Source organism: Pseudanabaena mucicola FACHB-723 (genome assembly GCF_014696385.1).
In the GTDB taxonomy this organism is placed as follows: Bacteria; Cyanobacteriota; Cyanobacteriia; order Pseudanabaenales; family Pseudanabaenaceae; genus Pseudanabaena.
In genome coordinates this window covers 15,703-34,503 of record NZ_JACJQB010000002.1, presented here as the reverse complement: position 1 = coordinate 34,503, position 18,801 = coordinate 15,703, and the positions used below count along the sequence as shown (strand labels likewise).

The following is an 18,801-nucleotide window of genomic DNA, read 5'->3' as shown; positions in this document are numbered from 1 at the left end:
ACATAAATAATTGCAGTAGCTTATTCGAGAAATATGGTGAATTTCATTCCTTAAATTTTTAATTGACATTAATATTTGTTCAGTAGAATCTGCAAGAATATGATTTCTTACGATTTATTCCATTTATGAGGTTAGGTGTGAAGAAAATCTTACTTTTCTTTAGTGAACTCAATAATAGCGATCTTGATTGGTTCGTGCAGAAGGGCAAACTCGAAACTATTGACCCTGGACGAGTCCTGATTCGTGAAGGTCAGAGAAGCGAAGCCATGTATATTGTTGTCAGTGGTTTATTTAGCGTCAATATCGAGTCACAGGATCGTAAAGAGCTTGCCAGAATCTCTGGAGGCGAAATTATTGGTGAAGTATCATTTATAGACACCCGTCCCCCTCTCGCTAGTGTACGTGCAATCGAAGAAAGCGTGGTTTTATCATTACCAAGAGTGCAGTTATTATCAAAACTAAAACAAGATACTGATTTTGCGTCACGATTCTATCGTGCAATTTGTCTATGTCTTTCCGATCGCCTGCGAGGCACTGTTAGTCGTCTTGGGTATGGATATGATGTTGACGATGTAGATGCTCATTTAGGAGAGTTTGGACAAACGATGATCAGTAATCTGGAGCTAGCTGAAGCAAAGCTAAACTGGCTTATCAAAAATGCTAAGGAAGCATAAATAATAAATCCAGTTTAATCTTAGATTGAATGTTAGAAAATCTGAAAGATAGTAACACCAAGAATTGCTTCAACAACTGTTGCAATTACCAACCCAGTCCAAAATCTCCCCGCCGATCTGCTAAATCCCAATGCATTATCTTCACGGCTAGCAGTAAAAAACATTGACCAAGCTTGAGTCTCACTGATCTTGGCAAAGTTGTTGAAATCTTCGCGGAATGCGATGGGTGTAAATAAATTCTTACCGCTAAATTCAAATTTAGTTTCCATATTTCTCCTTCAAGATGTACAACTTTTGGTAAGTTGTCTAACTTTTAATGTGTTCATCTTAACAATTGTTTATAATTGATCACAATATCCCAAGGAGAGACTATTCAATATCAAAAGAAATAGAAAAGTCAGCACATAGTGCTGACTTTTCTATTTCTTTTGATTATTTAATTTAATTTAATTTGCTTCAACGCGCATTAACACCTGACCGTATTCAACGGGCTGGCTATTATCTACCAAAATTTCCACGATTTTGCCACCTGCTTCTGCCTCAATCTCGTTCATTAGCTTCATCGCCTCAATGATACAGACTGTGCTACCTTTCTTGACCGAATCACCGATCTCTACAAACGGTGACTCATCAGGACCAGGGGAGCGGTAAAAAGTACCCACCATTGGCGATGTAATCTCAATAATCTTTTTAGCAGGAAGAGAGTCCGCAATCGTTGTTGTCGGAGTAGCCGAAGCTGAAGTATCAATAGGAGCAGTAGTTGTTGCTGATAAAGCTGATGCAGCGGCAGGCGCTGGTAAAGTTGCCGCTACAGCTCGACTGTTTTCGCTCTTGCGGATACTCAGGCGGACATCACCTGATTCTAGAGTCAGTTCGGTAATATCCGTCTTATTTAGAATCGTGACTAATTCACGTACTTGCTCTAAGCTAAATTCCACCTAATTTTCACGCCCCAAATACGTGTCTTCACGAGTATCAATCTTAATGCGATCGCCAATATTGACAAATAAAGGTACGTTAATCGATGCACCAGTTTCGACCTTAGCCGATTTAGTACCGCCAGTTGCCGTATCACCTTTCAATCCAGGATCAGTCTCGATTACTTCAAGAACAACGGTGTTGGGTAATTCTACATCGATAACCTTGTCACCCCAGCGTACAACATTGACTTCCATGCCTTCTTTGATGTATTTGACACGGCTACCAATTTGAGAGGAGGTTAAGTTTGCCTCTTCATAGCTTTGCATATCCATAAAGACATAATCTTCACCGTCTTTATAGGTATGTTGCATCGAACTCTTTTCTAGAACTGCTTGAGGAACCATTTCCCCTGCTCTAAAAGTTCTTTCTAGGTTTTTACCTGTCATGGCACTTTTGAGGGTGGTACGGACAAATGCCGAGCCTTTACCTGGCTTTACGTGTAAAAATTCCACTACACGCCAGACTTCGCCATCAAGTTCAATTGTTACGCCGGGTCGAAAATCGTTACTAGAGATCATTGGAGATTAAGTAATAGCCATCCACAATTCTAGCGTAGTGATGTAACGTTTGCGACAAAAAGTATGACGATCCCGATGATTTCCTCACTAACAATCAACCCCGCCATCGCGGGGTTGATTATTGAGTCTAGGCGTTGACTAAGTCTGGACGCTTACTGTTGCGAATGCCTTTAATGGCTTCAGCATAGTCAGGAGCATTAAATACTGCCGAGCCTGCGACGATGGAATTGGCTCCAGCTTCGAGAACTTGCCAAGTATTATTTGCTTTGAGACCGCCATCAACTTGAATCCAAGGATCGAGGCCACGGTCATCACACATTTGACGGAGCTTAGCGATTTTGGGGATCACATTAGGAATAAAGCTCTGACCACCAAAACCAGGGTTGACACTCATGATCAAAACTAGATCACAAAGATCAAGTACATATTCAATAAAGCTGAGGGGGGTAGAAGGGTTGAGGGAGACTCCAGCGAGTTTACCAAGTTCTTTGATTTGGCAAAGATTGCGATGTAAGTGAGGACAAGCGGTATGCTCAGCATGAACGGTGATGATATCTGCACCAGCTTTGGCAAAGTCAGGTACATATCTTTCTGGCTCAGCAATCATCAAATGCACGTCTAAAGTTTTGGTAGTAACGGGACGGATTGCGGAAACCACCAATGGACCGATAGTGATATTAGGTACAAAGCGACCATCCATCACATCAACGTGAATCCAATCTGCACCCGCCGCATCAACTGCACGAATGTCGTCACCGAGACGGCTAAAGTCAGCAGACAGGATTGAGGGGGAAATAACTGTGGACTTTTTAGGCATATGATTTACGGGGGGCTTAGCTTAACAAAGATTTGAAAAACCGCAGATAAAGGTAGTTTTAGCTACAGTCTTAATTATTAGTTAAATTTAGCAGTTTTTATGGTTGGAATTACACTTGAACAGAAAATGCTGAGGAGAGTAAGTAAATTGTCTCTTTGCTACATTTTAGGACAATCCGAAAAATTGATGTTCAATCATAAAAATTGCGATCGCATAGGTGATAAATCCTAGCAAAATGCAACTGGGAAGAGTGAAAATCCAAGCTAGCAACAAATTCTTGAGAGTAGCAATTTGCAATCCCGCCTGATTTGCTAGCATTGTACCCGCGATACCAGAAGAAAGAATATGTGTGGTACTAACGGGTAAACCCAAATAATTAGCTGCACCGATTGTTGTCATGGTTACTAGCTCGGCGGTTGCACCTTGGGCATAGTTCAGATGCTCTGTACCAATTTTTTCACCGACGGTAATGACAACCCGTTTCCAGCCAATCATAGTTCCTAGTCCGAGCGCAAGGGCAATTGTTAGCTTTACCCAAAACGGAATGAATTTAATGATTTGTTCTAACTGATTTCTATAGCTAATTAATAATTGTGGATCTTGGAAGTTGGTTAATTGTTTTTGTTTTTCTAGTTTAGTAATTGTGCTAGATACAAGATAAATATCATTTCTAAGATGACGGCGATCGCTAGCAGATATATCTGTGAAGTTCTGAATTTTCTCTAGGTGTTCATTAATTGCCTGACTTTCGGTTAATAGAGATTGCCAAGTATTTGCAGTAGGCTGTCCCTGTGGTTTCAAAAAGTTAGTTAGGTCTTGAGACGCATTCTCTAATTGATTTATAAAGGTGGGTGGTAAAGTTGATTGATAGGGGGAATTACGATTTATTTGGGTTTCCAAAACGGGTGTGACTAAATGAGAAGTTGCGAACATTTGGGCAATCGCTTGGGGGCTAGTATCGAGATTTATGGCAAAAAGACTTGGCAAGAAGCCTATCAAAATTAACATCATTAAGCCAATTCCCTTTTGCCCATCATTAGAACCATGGGCAAAGCTTACCCCTGTACAGGTCAAAATCAATAAAGATCTCACCCCCATAGATGGCACATTTTCGTCGGGTGGACTATATAGCTCTGGCTTTGTAAAGATCACTTTTGCCGTTAAAAACAAAAGCACTGCTCCACCAAATCCTAATAGTGGTGATATCACCAGAGAAATTAGCACTTCCTTCATGGCTAGCCAATTAATTTCATGCCACCAAGATTGATGAGTAGACCAGAGAGAATGTGCGATCGCAATTCCTGTGATTGCTCCAATCAAACTATGGGTACTCGATACAGGTAAGCCCATATACCAAGTTCCTAAGTTCCAAATAATTGCGGAAATGAGGATCGATAAAACCATGAGTAAGCTCTGGTTTGTCGAGCCGTTGATCAGTAAATCAATAGGCAACAGAGAAATAATTGCAAAGGCAACTGTGCCACTGGATGTCAAAACCCCTAATAAGTTACAAATGCCAGACCAAATTACGGCATAGGTTGGCTTGAGGGTATTGGTATAGATTACGGTGGCGACAGCATTGGCGGTGTCGTGAAATCCATTCACAAACTCAAAACCGATGATCAGTGCGATCGCAAAAATTAAAAAGAAATATTCCATATTTTTAATTTAAACCCTGAAGCTTGCTTCAGGGTTTATGGCTGTATTCAGTCTTGTCAATACACAAAAACCAAGAAGTGAGTGGCGGTTCTTCGCACCGCCACTCACTTCTTGGTTTTTTATTTTTTCTAATGCAGATGGCTACAGGTTCTAAATTAATCTTCTTTTCTATCGAAGTTCCGCCACCAACGACTGAGGGGAAAATAAATCGCAGGAGACCATAAACTACTCAAAATTGCCGAACTCAGTGCAATCCGTTGTTGCAACACCCAGACATTATCCATCGGTGTACCCATCCAAGTTAGTTGTAAGGCATGGGCAGTCTCCACAATTACTGCCATGCCAAAGACAATTAAGGCAATCGAAACAAAGTCCTCTTGAACATAGCGCTGTTTTTGGAGCAGGGAGGTAATTCCGCCTGCAATCGCCAGCCCGATCGCGTGGGTGGGGGCAACAGCAACATCTGTAAATGTCATGCCATCCTGTATCAGTCCCAGCGCAATGCCTGCCATTACTGATAAAAATACGGGACGGTTCACACTCCAAGCCACTAACCAAATCAGTAACCAGTTAGGGGCAATCCCCATCAAGGTCATCCCCGGAAATCGTGTATACATCGCCAAAATACAAGCCAACATTGAGCCAATTGTTACAGCCCAGTTTAGAAATTTCTTGGATAGCGGAATTTTGCGATCGAGCATCTACAGGGTATGGATCTGATGAGTTAATTAGGAGCTGTGGCTGGGAATATGGGTTTAAAAACGCTCAGTAAAGGGGTAAATCTTGACATAGTCGATTAAACCAAGGGGTGTAGAAAACTCAACGATTGCTTCGGGAGAGGGCTGTTTATCAAGATTAATTGACTTGATTCTTCCTATGGGAATACTCTCAGGAAATAGTGTACTAAACTGCGATGTATGCACAATGTCACCGACTTTAGCATCGGGATCTCGCTCAAAAAACTCTAAGGTAGCTGTATTTTGGCTTTGCCCCTTCAACATGCCACTAAAGCGACTGCGGCTGACAACTACACCAACTTGACTATTTGGATCACTAACCAGTAAAACTTGACTACTATTCGGTGAAACATGGGTAACTCTACCGACCAACCCTCCCGGAGCAACTACCACAGAGCCAGCCTTAATGCCATCATTACTACCTTTAGCAATTAAAACTTGATTCCACCAAGAATCAGCGCCTCGACCAATAACTGTTGCCCAAATTCCCGCATCATTTGGCGCGGGCTTGACCTTCAATAAATTTTTGAGGCGTTGATTTTGAGACTCTAGCTCTGTCAGACGATAGCGTAACTCACGTACTTGAGCATCTTGTAATAGCTCTTGCTTAGGAATAGCAGCTTGGAATGGGCGGCTCAGAAACTGATAAGTTTCCATAATTGCCACACCTTGGGTTTGGCGGATGATCCAAGCCAAACCTATACCAGCAGTAACAATGGCAGTCTGAAAGCTGTAGCGCTCCCACCAACTACGGATTGAATCCATGAAAAAGTTACCTATAAACTTTTCAAGCGACTTGTCAACACACGACCCAGATTTTTGTAATCTTCTAAAACACGACCAGCACCAATTACCACACAGTCAAGTGGGGCAGGAGCGATATGGGTGACAATCCCAGTTTCATGACTGATCAGAGTGTCAATGCCGTTGAGCATTGCTCCACCACCAGCTAGCATGATGCCGCGATCGATGATATCGGCGGACAATTCAGGCGGCGTACGCTCTAAGGTGCGTTTTACCGCTTCAATGATTACTGATAGTGGCTCACTCATACTTTCGCGGATCTCTGAAGACTTAACCGTGACGGTGCGAGGCAGACCTGATAGCAGGTGCAAGCCTCTCACTTCCATAGATGTTTCCTCTTTGATGGGGTAAGCAGAACCAATTTTAATTTTGATTTCTTCAGAAGTCCGTTCTCCAACAACGAGGTTGTGGACTGTCTTCATGTACTTCATGATTGACTCGTTGAGTTCGTCTCCTGCTACACGCACAGACTCGCTCAAAACAATTCCCTGCAAGCTCAAGACTGCGACTTCGGTAGTACCACCACCGATATCAATAATCATGTTGCCAGTTGCTTCAGTTACAGGGAGTCCAGCTCCGATTGCGGCGGCTACTGGCTCATCAATTGGGTAAACTTCACTTGCTCCAGCGCGACGGGCTGCATCCATGACAGCTCGCCATTCTACGCCTGTCACACCACTGGGAATGCCGATCGCAATGCGTGGATTAAAAACGCCTTTTTTGACTTTCTGAATGAAGGAGCGCAGCATCAATTCTGCGGAATCAAAATCTGCAATCACACCATCTTTTAAAGGACGGACAGCAATGATGTCGCTAGGAGTACGACCAATCATTTTATTGGCTTCATTTCCGACTGCGTAGGCAGTCTTATCGCGTTGATCGATCGCAACGACTGATGGCTCTTGGAGGACAATACCTTCACCAGACACATATATCAATGTGTTGGCAGTACCGAGGTCAATGCCGATGTCTTTTGTAAAATGGCGTAATAAACCCACAGTCAACTCTTCCAGTGGTCAAACTAGCTATATCTCTCCCTCACTTTATTACGATTGTTGTCATTTAGTCTAGTCTTCTTAATGATCATAAAAGTCTTAAGTGTAATCTCGCTAAGGGAGATCGCAAGCAAACCTTGATATTTGAGTTTGTTATATGATTGGTTAAGTAAAACTTTGTAACAATTGACAATTATCCAATGAGTGATTGGCTAGAACATACCGTCCAGACTGAAGTCGCGATTCCTGTGGAATATGCATGGTCGTTGTGGTCAGATTTACAGGCCATGCCCCGTTGGATGAAGTGGATTGACTCGGTAATCGTCACCGATGACCCTGAAATTTCTGCTTGGAAACTAGGTACAAACGGTCTGACCTTTACTTGGAAATCGCGAATTTTAAAGCAAATTCCTAATCAGATTATTCAGTGGGAGTCAATAGGAGGACTGCCAAATCGTGGCGCAGTTAGGTTTTATGGCCGCCCTAACAATGCAACTATAGTCAAACTCAGTATTGCCTATGCGATTCCTGCGATCGGTCAACTGATGGATAATTTATTTTTAGGGCAAGTTGTTGAATCGACTTTACAAGCAGATTTAGACAGATTTAAGGTCTATGCCCAAGCAGACTTTACTAAGTCCAATTAAAAAATTGATCGCTGTCCTTCAGGACTGACACCAATAATCGTGAGTTGGCAATCTAGCACCGAAAAACCGTACTTATCAGCAACTTTTTTACTAATCGTGAGAATTTGATCATTTTTAAACTCTATGACCCGATTAGTTTTCACACAAACTAAGTGATGGTGATGGTGCGGTTTTGGCTGATTAATTTCGTAATGTTTATGATCTTCTGTTAGCTCTAACTCACGCAAAATCCCCATTCGCGCCATCATTTTCACAGTACGGTAAATTGTCGAAAGACTGATATTTTCCCCTTGGGCTTTGAGTCGTTCATATAAATCTTCGGCACTAAGGTGCTGACCTTCAGGCAGGGTTTGAAAGGTATTTAAGATTACCTCGCGCTGCGGTGTCATGCGGCAACCCTTTGAGTTGAGTTCAGCCTTGAGGGATTCAGGTGAGTAGGTAGTCTCCGCAACAGTCATGGCATTATCAATAACGATGGCTTCTTGAGAATAACATAAAAGGCAGGCGCACTAATTTGCTCTTGTTTTTATGCCCTTAAATCATGATATGTTTGTCAGCCTATCTGCTTTGTCCACCTAGAGTTTATTAGCGAAGTTATCAGCTATGTCAACGTTGCCCCGCGCAATTATTCATCGTAAAAAAGTTGATGCGGTTCAGCGTTTTCATCCTTGGATTTTTTCAGGTGCGATCGCAAAAATGCAGGGCGAAGTCCAAGATGGTGATTTGGTTGAAGCCTATAGCGAGGACGGCAAGTTTTTAGCGATTGGACTCTGGGGTATGGGTAGCATCGCGATTAAGGTGCTATCGTTTCAACCTATAGAATCGATGCAAAGCTTAATTCGCGATCGCATTTTGCAAGCATTTATGCTCAGGCAACAATTGGGCTTGATGGATAACGCTGAAACCAATTGCTATCGATTAATTAATTCTGAAGGAGATGGATTAGCAGGATTAATTATTGATGTCTATGGTGACACTGCGGTTCTGCAATGTCACTCACTAGGGACATATCGCTATCGTCAAGACATCGCTGCGACTCTCAAAGATGTCTATGGCGATCGTCTACTTGCCGTTTATGACAAAAGCTCAGCCACACTTTCACGTAAGTCCCAAGCCCAATCTCAAGATGGCTTGTTGTTAGGTGAAAAGTCTGATGATTATGCTGAAGTTTTAGAATATGGACATCGTTTTATTGTCGATTGGGAAAAGGGACAAAAAACAGGTTTTTTCTTAGATCAACGCGAAAATCGGCAATTGTTTGGCAAGTATGCAGCAGGCAAAAAGGTACTAAATACTTTTTGTTATTCAGGTGGTTTCTCAGTTTATGCCGTTGCATCGGGAGCAAAGGAAGTTCATTCGATCGATAGTTCTGCTAAGGCAATGGAATGGACAGATCGCAATATTGCCGCTAATTTTGATCAGGCGCGTCAGGCGATACATACTTCTTTTACTGGGGACGTGTTTGACTTTCTAAAACAATGCGATCGCGATTATGATGCGATCGTCCTTGATCCCCCTGCTTTTGCCAAAAGTTTATCGGCAAGACATTCAGCAATGCAAGCTTATCGGCGCTTGAACTTGCAAGCAATGTCTAAATTAAAAAGTGGTGGATTGCTATTTACTTTCTCCTGTTCGCAGGTGGTAAACGTGGAGAACTTCACAGGTGCGGTAACAGCAGCAGCAATTGAATCTGGTCGCAATATCAAGGTTTTACATCATTTAACCCATCCCGCCGATCATCCTACGAGCATTTTTCATCCTGAAGGTGCATACCTCAAGGGCTTGGTTTTGAGTGTAGTGTGAACCTATAGCGATATAAGTTTTGCTTAGCCCAAATAAATTGGAGAGGCGCTTTGCGCCTCTCCAATTTATTTGGGCTTTTGTTATACAATGTATAATCAGTGTTTTTTAGCCCATCACCATGAATATCAAAATAAAAAAGTGGGGTAATAGTCTCGGATTTTTGATTCCCCATAAGATTGTTGAAAGTTTTGGTTTTAGGGAAAACTCAACAATTGAACTCACAGAATCCAAAGGCTATCTCATCATCACTAAAAAACTAGAAGCCCCCAGTCTTGACGAGTTGCTAGATTCTATACCCACAGATTTTCAATATCCCCATGATGTCATCGACTTCGTTGATAGCTCACTCATTGGACAAGAGCTGCTATGAATGTTCAGCGTGGAGAGATTATCAGAATCAACCTCAACCCTACTCAAGGTAGAGAACAATCAGGAGATGCGCGTCCCTGTTTGGTAATTAGTCACACTAAATATAATGAAAGCCGTCAGGGAATGGTAATTGTCACACCGATAACTAGCACGATTAAGCCTGAGATTAAGATGATGATTCCTATACCTACAGGATGTAAAACTAAGGGATCGGTAATTGTTGAACAAGTACGCACCATTGATTTGAGTAAGCGTTGGTGGAAGACCACGGAAGACATTTTAGATGAGGAATTTGTGAACCTAATTACGCAAACCTTGAGTGTAATTATTTGCTAGCTGAACATGAAACTAAATAAAGAAGACGGCACAAAGTGCCGCCTTCTTTTATGTTTTAAGTAACTGGGCGCAATTAAATATAAAACTCTAAAACCTGTGGCGCACGCTGCGCGTGCGCCACAGGTTTTAGCTCTGGGTTTTAATTATGCCTAGCTACTTACTCAGAACTTATATTGCCATGTCTAAGAAATAAAACAAGTTAATGTCGTTAAATGTCAGAAAAATTCTAGAAAAAATTGCTTTGATGTCGCTACAATGTGTTCACCTTTTTGGTGAGGATATAGGAATATGCGTACAAAGCGTCAGAGAATGTCGGTTGCAACCCTGAGTGCAACTATGTTGGCGGCGTTTGCGGGGGTAATCGTTGTGCCGATGTCAACGCAGGCTCAACAAACCATCGTCAAACTAGAAAATCGGGCAGTGCGAGATGAAGCCGATCGCTTACTCGATCTTGGCTACGACCAACTCAAGGATGGTAAACCCCGCGAAGCAATTAAGACTTGGCTTTATGCAATCGGTTATTACCGTCGGGTCAACGATCAGCCTGCAATTTCCTACACTCTAGCGCGGGTAAGTGATGCATATAAGATGATGGGGGCAACCAAAGCGGCAGAGGAAACTATGCAGAAGCGGATCGGCTATGGCAACACCTTGAAAGATCAAGATGCCGTAATTCAATCAACGAATAATCTTGCGAGTATTGCGATCGCAAAGGGAAATCTTGAAGACGCAAGTACCTTAAGCCGTAATGCGCTCAAACTCTCGGAACAATATGAGCAACCCCTTGGCAAAGCCAACGCTTTGAATAACCAAGGTCTAATTGCTGGACGCTATGGAGATTATTTGCAATCTCTGAAGCTTTATTATGCGGCGATAAAAGAGCGTCCGTTGCGAGATGCCCTTGGCAATGGCTACACCTATGTTAATAGTGGTGATAGTCTCATGGCTTTAGACAATTACAAATCTGCCATCAAAGACTACGGCATGGCGCTAACAATCGCCAGACAGTACCGTAACTACAAACTTATGGCAATTGCTAGCGATCGCCTGATAGCAGCCTATCTCGAAGTGCCTAACTTTTATCGCATCGAAGAACTATTGCAAAATCGCTCTAGCTTGGCGCTAGTGATGGACGATCGAGAAACGGCGGCGATCGTCCAGCGATATCTCGGTGATTTGTACTTATCTTTTGGAAATCTGCCTAAAGCACGCGCTGCTTACCAATTGTCCTATGATTTTGCTGCTATGCTAGAAGATACATCTAGCTTGCCATTGCGAGAAGCTTACTTCAAATTGCAAGCCTTAGAGAAAATGTAAATTAAATGTAGATTTAACATAAATTCAATACGGATTTAACGAAGTGGTGCAATGCGTCACTTCCCGTTGATTAAAAAGCGCTTTTGATTCAAAAATTTAGTAAAACCCTAATTTTGCCATGCCAGCGATCGTCGTTCCGCGTCGGTTAGATGTAGCTGCTTCCGATCATGCTCTCCATGATCTAGCTACCGATAACTCCACTGCACCCACGCAGCATATTCTCCCCAACGGAATCAAGATCATTGCCGAACAGGTTCCTGTCGATGCCGTCAATCTTAGTATTTGGGTTGATGTTGGTTCTGCCGTTGAGAGTGATGACATCAATGGTATGGCACATTTCTTGGAACACATGGTGTTTAAGGGCAGTGAGCGGCTTGGCTTGGGAGAGTTTGAACAGGCAATTGAGTCCCATGGCGGCAACACCAATGCGGCGACTAGCCAAGATTACACCCATTTTTATATCAATGTTGCGCCACAGGATTTTGCGAAGCTTGCACCTTTGCAGTTAGATATCGTTTTGAAAGCAAGCATTCCTGATGAAGAGTTTCAGAGGGAAAGGCATGTGGTACTCGAAGAAATTCGCCGCAGTGAAGACAATCCCGATCGCAGAATTTATCGGCATATTTCTGAATTGGTGTATGAGCAGTTGCCCTATCGCCGCGCTGTGCTGGGGCCAGTAGAAGTAATTGAGAAGGTTACTGCTGAGCAAATGCGATCTTTTCATCGGCAATGGTATGCACCACAAAACATGACGATTGCTGTTGTTGGTAATCTACCTGTTGCTGAGATGATTGGCGTAATTGCTGATTATTTTGCAGAGGATGCGATCGCAGTTAAGCCTCAAGCTAAAACTTTTATGCCTGAAAAGCCCTTTACAGAAATTGTGCGGCGTGAGGTGGTAGATAGTAGCCTCAAACAGGCGAGACTGAGCATGACATGGCGTGTTGCAGGAATTAACGAACTAGAAGCAACCTATCCTTTGAGTATTCTGGCAAATATTCTGGGCAGTGGTCGGACATCGCGCATGGTGCAGGATTTACGCGAAAATCGTCGCATTTGTGATCGCATTTCTGTGAGCAATTCTGCAATGCGTTGGCAAGGGACTTTCCAAGTATTCGCTAAGTTAAATGTGGAAGATGTGGAGGTTGTGGAGCAGGCGATCCGCGAACATATCCAACATTTACACGATCATTTAGTTACTGATGAAGAATTAGCCAAAATTCGTACCCAAGTGAGTAACCGCTTCATTTTTGGCAATGAGTCACCAAGGGAACGCGCAGGCATTTACGGTTACTACGATCGCATTGTTGGTTCGCTAGCTCATGCGCTTAACTATCCTGATCGCATTAAATCAATTACCAAGGAAGATATTCAAGCCGCCGTTCGCAAATATCTCAATCCCGATGCCTACGGAATCTTGATTGTCAAACCTTAAAACAAATAGGAATTAGAGCAAATCATAAGTAGTAGGGGCAATATGAATTGTCCCTAATGTGAAATGTGAATTTCCATTCATCCACTAGATATCGCCTATGTGCCAAAATTAGAACATTGAAGATATTGATTTAGCCATGCAGCAGTTACTTTACATCGAGATTCCGACACCACAAATTGAAGCCGTGAAAACATGGCTTCAGTCTGATTACCAGCCGCCCTTTGGCAAAAAATCCGTTGCAAAGCATGGCTTCATCCTTGATCATCAAAATCGCTCAGGTGCGATCGCAAATTTATCGGTATTTCTATGGACATTGCAGCGCACCACCTATCTCAAAGTTTTCCGTTGGTCAGAGGAGGTAATGGATGGTGAACGGGAATTTCTCGATCATTTAACTAAAGCCTCGCGTCAAGCTTTTCCCTACGAATTTAAACGGTTACCTGCGATTGCAACTAACCAAAATATTTTTGAAGCCTTGGCTGTCGAATATCCCCTCACCGCCAAATTTTTTCAGCGTATTCCCAATGGTGAATATGACCTCAATCGCGTTTACTGGTGGGAAAAGCGCTGGCGTGAAAGTGTGAAATCTCCTGAAACCCCTAAGGATGTGATCTTCAGGGAAACAAATTCGGCAAAGCAAGATTTGCAATACGATATTGTTTATTTGGGGGGCGCATTAGGTGCAATCCATGCGGCGATGATGGCAAAACTGGGCTATCGGGTTTGTTTGGTGGAGCGGATTCCCTTTGGACGCATGAATCGGGAATGGAACATATCGCGTGCCGAGTTTCAAAATCTCATTGACTTTGGACTGTTTAGCAAAGAAGAATTTGAAGCGATGATCACGGCAGAATATGTCGATGGATTTAACAAGTTTTTTGATAGTAACAATCCACCGCACCTTAAAGCCAAGGTCTTGCATACGCCGACAGTTCTAAATATTGCGATTGATACCCATCGCTTGCTAGAAATTTGCAGCAAGAAGTTACATCAGTATGGCGCGGTAATTTGCGATCGCACCGAGTTTGAGAAAGTCGTGATTAGTGAGCATGGCGCGACAATCTTTGCGAAGAATCTGGAAACAAATACACCTGTAATCATTACTTCCAAATTGGTAATTGATGCTATGGGGTCAGCTTCAGCGATCGCCCAGCAGCTCAATGCAGGGCAAGCCTTTGATAGTGTTTGTCCCACCGTGGGTGCAGTTTTAGAGGGAATTGAGCCACATGTATGGGATTCCCAATATGGTGATGTGCTGTTCAGTCATGGTGATATCTCGCGAGGACGACAATTAATTTGGGAACTGTTTCCTGCCGAAAAAAATGAACTGACAATTTATCTATTCCATTACCATCAAGTCCATCCAGAGAATGCAGGCTCATTACTGGAAATGTATGAGGACTTCTTCACAATTTTGCCAGAATATCGCCGTTGTGATATGGAAAAGCTGACTTGGAAAAAGGCGACCTTTGGCTATATCACTGGACATTACAGCCTCAATGAGAACTCTAAAAAATGTTCTTTTGATCGGATTTTGGCGATCGGTGATGCTGCCTCTTTGCAATCGCCGCTTGTGTTTACAGGCTTTGGATCGCTCGTCCGGAACTTGCCACGCCTTGCAACTTTACTCGATACAGCTCTAAAACACGATTTGCTGAGAGCGGATGATCTTAGTCAGATCAATGCTTATCAAAGTAATATTGCCGTGACTTGGTTATTCTCTAAAGGGATGATGGTTCCCACAGGGATGCACTTACCTCCAGAGCGGATTAACTCGATGCTGAATACGTTTTTTGGATTGCTTGCCGATGAGCCACAACCCGTTAGCGATCGCTTCATCAAGGATCGCCTCAATTGGCTAATGTTCAACCGTCTTGCCCTCATTGCCGCTTTCAAAAATCCTAAATTGGTACTTTGGATTCTGGAAATGGCAGGCATTGGTGACATGTTGAAATGGTTATCTAGTTACGGCGCTTTTACGCGCAATTCTTTAACCAATGCCGTTTTAGGGGCATGGCTACCGCAACTATTGCGGAGTTCCCAATCTTGGTTAGAGCCATCTAACCCTCGTTTGTGGTTGCGTTTGCTCAGTTGGAGCTATGCCCTTAACTATTCCGTTGGTAAATCCAAATAGGTGATTCAATAAATAAGCGCAGTGCCGTCCGCTACGCGGACGGCACTGCAATCTAGTTTTTATGGCACAGCCACCGCATCCAGTAAACGCTGGATAATTTTTTTGGGTGAGCGTCTACCTGCGGTCATAATCCGATGTCCCAGTACATAGGGGGCAAGAAATTTCACATCATCGGGCAGCACATAGTTAGACTGGCGATCGCGATCGAGCATTTGCCGAATAAAGGCATAGCTTTGCGCTGATCGCAATAATGCTGTAGTGCCTCTAGGACTCACGCCGAGGGTGATTTCTTCATCTTCACGGGTGGCGCGAACAACATTGACAATGTATTGACTAGTTGCATCACTAACAGGCACTTGAGAACAGAAATTCCGAAGTTCTAGAACCTCTTCAGGTGTTATACAGGCTTCCAATTGAGCAGAACCAATTTGTCCAGTTTGCATCCGCTTCAACATTTCTAGTTCTTCCACTTCATTGGGATAGCCAATGCTAAAGGAAAGCGCAAAGCGATCGAGTTGGGCTTCGGGCAATGGAAAAGTCCCTTGATATTCAATTGGGTTTTGAGTTGCGATCGCAAAAAATGGTGATGGTACTTTGCGGGATATGCCATCAACAGTTACCTGCCCTTCCTCCATCACTTCCAAAAGCGCCGATTGAGTGCGTGGTGTGGCTCGATTGATTTCATCGGCAAGTAACACATTCGCAAATACTGGCCCTGGTAAAAACTGAAATTCGGCTTTTTGCGGATTCCAGATATTTGTTCCCGTAATATCTGTGGGCAGTAGATCGGGAGTACATTGCACCCGTTGAAACTTTCCAGAAATCGAAGCGGCTAAGGATTTTGCGAGTAAAGTCTTGCCCACCCCCGGCACATCTTCCAGCAACGCATGACCACCTGAGAATAAGGCGACTAAAACCAGTTGAATGGCTTCATCTTTGCCAACAATTGCTTTGGATAGGTTGTCAACTAATTGCTGGACTTTAAATTGCTTTTCCATATTTGGCGTTACTTGGTTCTATCTTGCGTTAGTTAAGACTAAGCCAATTAGTTTAGCTTTATCTAAACTAGTTGGTTGGTTATCATGTTCATTATCTTCATTATTCAGTCTATATCCACGCCAACCGTAGACGGGTTGGGTGAAGGGAGATCTAGATTGTCTGCTAAAATCAACAGCGTGAGGATGTAGGAGTTACATGGCTGGATATACGCTGATTTTAGCGATTTTGATCTTAGGTGGCATGATCGCGACGTTGGGCGATCGCATCGGCACTAAGGTTGGAAAAGCGCGTCTTAGTATGTTTAACCTCAGACCGCGTGACACTGCTACAGTTGTGACGATCGCAACTGGGGGAATGATTTCGGCTTCGACATTAGGAATTTTGTTACTCCTGAGTGGACAACTCAGGGATGGCTTATTTCGTTTAGAAAGTATTCGTGCCGAATTATCCAGCAGTCAACAGGAAAAGCAAAAAATTGAAACTGCCCTACAGTCTGCAAAACAAGAACAGGAAAAAGCACAACAAAATCTGACTAGTATTAATCAGTCCTTAGAGCAATCTCTGAAAAAACAGTTAGAAACCCAAAAGTTATTACAATCGGTCGAAAGTAAATTTAAAGAAGCAGATGAGCAGTTGCAAAAAGCTTCGCAACAGGAAGCAGATTTACGCGATCGCATTCAAAGTTTGAGCGCCGAGCAAGAAAGTCTCCAAGCTGAAAGTAGTCAGCTTCGGGATGAAAAAGAAAGAATTTCTACTGAGTTAGCGAGTATTTCTCGTGATCGCGAAACGCTTAAGCAAAGGGTTGATGAGTCAGAACAACGTCTAGTCGAGATTGAAAAACAACGGGTAGCACTTGGTGCAGAAGTGACATCCTTGGAAGCTGCTCGCGAACAATTGCTAATTAGTCTTGAGGCTCTACGCAAAGGCAATGTGGCTATTTTTTCTGATCAAATTTTATCGATTGGTGTTGTTCGTCCTAACTTGACCCCCTCTGAGTTGCGTCAGGCAAGTACCCAACTACTACAGCAAGCAGAACTGAATGCCCGCGAACTTCTCGATTTCTTGCCCAATCAAGCGCCCGAAGAACCCGTAATTAGAATTACTGAAGCCCAAATTCAGGGCTTGCTAGATCGGATAAAAGATGGACAAAGCTATGTGATTAGGATTCTTTCTGCGGGTAACTTTCTCAAGCGGGAAACAAGAATTGCGATCGCAGCCGATGTTACGCTCAATCGCCAGATTTTTGCGGCGGGAGCTGAGATTGCAACCCTACAATTTACCCCTGACCTATCGCCACAAGCCCTCGCATCAAGGGTTGAACAATTATTTCTGTTAGTTAGTTTCCGCGCTCAGCGTGAAGGTGTACTTGCCAATCCGATTACAGGCAAGGTCGGTAATTTCCCACCAGAGGCTTTGTCCGATATGTTTAGAGTGATGATCGATCTCAAATCTCCTTACGAGATTAAAGCCGTTACTAAGGAAGCCATCTTCCCTGCTAGTTCTATGAGTCTAGAGCTAGTCATCCGTCAAAATGGTGTTGAGATTGGACGTTTTGGTTAGATATGTTTAGCTACTTATTTATAGCAATTCTCATGCTATTGAAGTACAGGTAAGGGACTTAAGCCATTTGTTCAAATAGCTTGGACAAAAACATATATACCTCACCAGATTGAGAAACTCTATATAAAATGGACATTAAGGAAGAGAACAAAATAAAACGATGAATTTCTAGGAGTATTACATGGATTGGAAGATTGAATTTAGTCGTAATTTGATTCAAGATTCTAAAAATCTGTTCTCATCTCATGATTGCATTTATAGCTTTGAGGAATTAGCACTTCCCGTTACAGGTGTAAATTTTGAACTGGACGGCTCAGATCATCGCACTGCGAAACGCCCCTACATTGCTTTTAATATGGTTTCTAGTGTTGATGGCAAAGCCACAACCCATGAGGGGAAACTAACAGGTTTAGGTTCACGTCCCGATCGCTGGTTAATGAAAAGATTACGATCGCAATTTGATGCCGTTTTAGTTGGCGGCGAAACCTTGCGCCGTGATGTGTTTGTTCCAACCGTGCCACCTGAGCTATTAGCTGAGCGTCAGAAAAATTTTGAGAAGCCCCAACCTTTGGGCATTGTGATCAGTAATTCAGGTGGTTTCCCACAAGAGCATCGCTTTTGGGAAGCCGAAAGAGATTATCGAGTCGTTTTAATCGGTGAAAAGACCGTGATTGAGCCTTGGGTAGAATCGCGATCGCAAATTTTCCGATTCCCCACCCAAAATCAGCAAATTGACCTCAAACAAGTTTTAACTTGGCTATTTGAGAAGCTTGGAGTCAAGCGGCTTTTAGTAGAAGGTGGTGCCGCTTTAAACTATGCGTTCATATCCCAAGGCTTTGCCGATGAGATGTTTCTTAGCCTTTCGCCCCATATAGTTGGCGGTGCAGAGAATATGACGGTCGTTGGTGGCACAGGCTACGGGTTAGGCGGTGGTGATTTGCCAAAACTAAAATTGCGATCAATCTATGAAGCTGATTCTGAGTTGTTTTTACGCTATCAATTTTGAAGTGTAATAT

Annotated in this window: 20 protein-coding genes; 10 read left to right on the top strand and 10 right to left on the bottom strand. The window is 43.1% G+C overall.

All coding sequences use genetic code 11. The features are described from left to right. The first annotated feature begins 137 nt into the window (after window positions 1–137). Window positions 138–674 (top strand): cyclic nucleotide-binding domain-containing protein, encoded by a 537-nt coding sequence (locus H6F41_RS01715; protein ID WP_322095860.1) that lies wholly within the window; start codon window positions 138–140, stop codon window positions 672–674. Window positions 675–706: 32 nt separating this feature from the next. On the opposite strand, the gene H6F41_RS01710 is transcribed toward H6F41_RS01715, so the two are convergent. The 8 genes from H6F41_RS01710 to H6F41_RS01675 all read right to left on the bottom strand — a co-directional run bounded on the left by H6F41_RS01710 (window position 707) and on the right by H6F41_RS01675 (window position 7,188). Next, the gene (locus H6F41_RS01710) at window positions 707–943 is read right to left on the bottom strand and encodes a hypothetical protein (RefSeq protein WP_190401755.1); all 237 of its coding nucleotides are present in this window, start codon (window positions 941–943) and stop codon (window positions 707–709) included. A gap of 177 nt (window positions 944–1,120) precedes the next feature. Continuing rightward, the gene (gene accB / locus H6F41_RS01705; RefSeq protein ID WP_190401754.1) at window positions 1,121–1,612 is read right to left on the bottom strand and encodes an acetyl-CoA carboxylase biotin carboxyl carrier protein; all 492 of its coding nucleotides are present in this window, start codon (window positions 1,610–1,612) and stop codon (window positions 1,121–1,123) included. Next, complete coding sequence (gene efp, locus H6F41_RS01700) at window positions 1,613–2,173, bottom strand: elongation factor P (protein WP_190401753.1); 561 nt, start codon at window positions 2,171–2,173, stop codon at window positions 1,613–1,615. Between the two features lie 127 nt (window positions 2,174–2,300). Beyond that, window positions 2,301–2,990, bottom strand: coding sequence for a ribulose-phosphate 3-epimerase (gene rpe / locus H6F41_RS01695; protein ID WP_190401752.1), 690 nt, complete (start codon window positions 2,988–2,990; stop codon window positions 2,301–2,303). A 165-nt stretch (window positions 2,991–3,155) separates the two neighbouring features. Further along, window positions 3,156–4,649 carry an inorganic phosphate transporter gene (locus H6F41_RS01690; RefSeq protein ID WP_190401751.1) on the bottom strand — a complete coding sequence of 498 codons (1,494 nt, stop codon included), beginning with the start codon at window positions 4,647–4,649 and terminating at the stop codon, window positions 3,156–3,158. 155 nt (window positions 4,650–4,804) lie between these two features. Then, window positions 4,805–5,350 carry a rod shape-determining protein MreD gene (mreD, locus tag H6F41_RS01685; protein WP_190401750.1) on the bottom strand — a complete coding sequence of 182 codons (546 nt, stop codon included), beginning with the start codon at window positions 5,348–5,350 and terminating at the stop codon, window positions 4,805–4,807. Between the two features lie 54 nt (window positions 5,351–5,404). After that, the gene (gene mreC / locus H6F41_RS01680) at window positions 5,405–6,151 is read right to left on the bottom strand and encodes a rod shape-determining protein MreC (RefSeq protein ID WP_190401749.1); all 747 of its coding nucleotides are present in this window, start codon (window positions 6,149–6,151) and stop codon (window positions 5,405–5,407) included. Window positions 6,152–6,162: 11 nt separating this feature from the next. After that, on the bottom strand, window positions 6,163–7,188 hold the full coding sequence (locus H6F41_RS01675) for a rod shape-determining protein (protein ID WP_190401748.1): 1,026 nt from the start codon (window positions 7,186–7,188) through the stop codon (window positions 6,163–6,165). Between the two features lie 197 nt (window positions 7,189–7,385). Between H6F41_RS01675 and H6F41_RS01670 the strand changes: the two genes are divergently transcribed. After that, entirely contained in the window at window positions 7,386–7,832 is a 447-nt protein-coding gene (locus H6F41_RS01670) for an SRPBCC family protein (protein ID WP_190401747.1), read from the top strand. Here the strand turns inward: H6F41_RS01670 and H6F41_RS01665 are convergent. Then, complete coding sequence (locus tag H6F41_RS01665; RefSeq protein ID WP_190401746.1) at window positions 7,829–8,290, bottom strand: Fur family transcriptional regulator; 462 nt, start codon at window positions 8,288–8,290, stop codon at window positions 7,829–7,831. The two genes, H6F41_RS01670 and H6F41_RS01665, sit on opposite strands and share 4 nt — an antisense overlap. 145 nt (window positions 8,291–8,435) lie before the next feature. Between H6F41_RS01665 and H6F41_RS01660 the strand changes: the two genes are divergently transcribed. The 6 genes from H6F41_RS01660 (at window position 8,436) to H6F41_RS01635 (ending at window position 15,226) form a co-directional block, all read left to right on the top strand. After that, on the top strand, window positions 8,436–9,635 hold the full coding sequence (locus tag H6F41_RS01660; RefSeq protein ID WP_190401745.1) for a class I SAM-dependent rRNA methyltransferase: 1,200 nt from the start codon (window positions 8,436–8,438) through the stop codon (window positions 9,633–9,635). Window positions 9,636–9,753: 118 nt separating this feature from the next. Then, complete coding sequence (locus H6F41_RS01655; protein WP_190401744.1) at window positions 9,754–10,005, top strand: AbrB/MazE/SpoVT family DNA-binding domain-containing protein; 252 nt, start codon at window positions 9,754–9,756, stop codon at window positions 10,003–10,005. Then, on the top strand, window positions 10,002–10,340 hold the full coding sequence (locus H6F41_RS01650; RefSeq protein ID WP_190401743.1) for a type II toxin-antitoxin system PemK/MazF family toxin: 339 nt from the start codon (window positions 10,002–10,004) through the stop codon (window positions 10,338–10,340). Before H6F41_RS01655 ends, H6F41_RS01650 begins: the two co-directional genes overlap by 4 nt. Before the next feature lie 288 nt (window positions 10,341–10,628). After that, the gene (locus H6F41_RS01645) at window positions 10,629–11,657 is read left to right on the top strand and encodes a tetratricopeptide repeat protein (protein WP_190401742.1); all 1,029 of its coding nucleotides are present in this window, start codon (window positions 10,629–10,631) and stop codon (window positions 11,655–11,657) included. Between the two features lie 118 nt (window positions 11,658–11,775). Continuing rightward, window positions 11,776–13,092 (top strand): M16 family metallopeptidase, encoded by a 1,317-nt coding sequence (locus H6F41_RS01640; RefSeq protein ID WP_190401741.1) that lies wholly within the window; start codon window positions 11,776–11,778, stop codon window positions 13,090–13,092. A 136-nt stretch (window positions 13,093–13,228) separates the two neighbouring features. Next, a complete protein-coding gene (locus tag H6F41_RS01635; protein ID WP_190401740.1) occupies window positions 13,229–15,226 on the top strand; it encodes an NAD(P)/FAD-dependent oxidoreductase in 1,998 nt (665 codons plus the stop codon). Between the two features lie 59 nt (window positions 15,227–15,285). Here the strand turns inward: H6F41_RS01635 and H6F41_RS01630 are convergent, their stop codons facing one another. After that, window positions 15,286–16,224, bottom strand: coding sequence for an AAA family ATPase (locus H6F41_RS01630; protein WP_190401739.1), 939 nt, complete (start codon window positions 16,222–16,224; stop codon window positions 15,286–15,288). A gap of 196 nt (window positions 16,225–16,420) precedes the next feature. On the opposite strand from H6F41_RS01630, the gene H6F41_RS01625 reads away from it, so the two are divergent. Both H6F41_RS01625 and H6F41_RS01620 read left to right on the top strand, forming a co-directional pair. Then, window positions 16,421–17,785 carry a DUF3084 domain-containing protein gene (locus H6F41_RS01625; RefSeq protein ID WP_190401738.1) on the top strand — a complete coding sequence of 455 codons (1,365 nt, stop codon included), beginning with the start codon at window positions 16,421–16,423 and terminating at the stop codon, window positions 17,783–17,785. A 181-nt stretch (window positions 17,786–17,966) separates the two neighbouring features. After that, a complete protein-coding gene (locus tag H6F41_RS01620) occupies window positions 17,967–18,791 on the top strand; it encodes a RibD family protein (RefSeq protein WP_190401737.1) in 825 nt (274 codons plus the stop codon). Window positions 18,792–18,801: the final 10 nt, after the last annotated feature.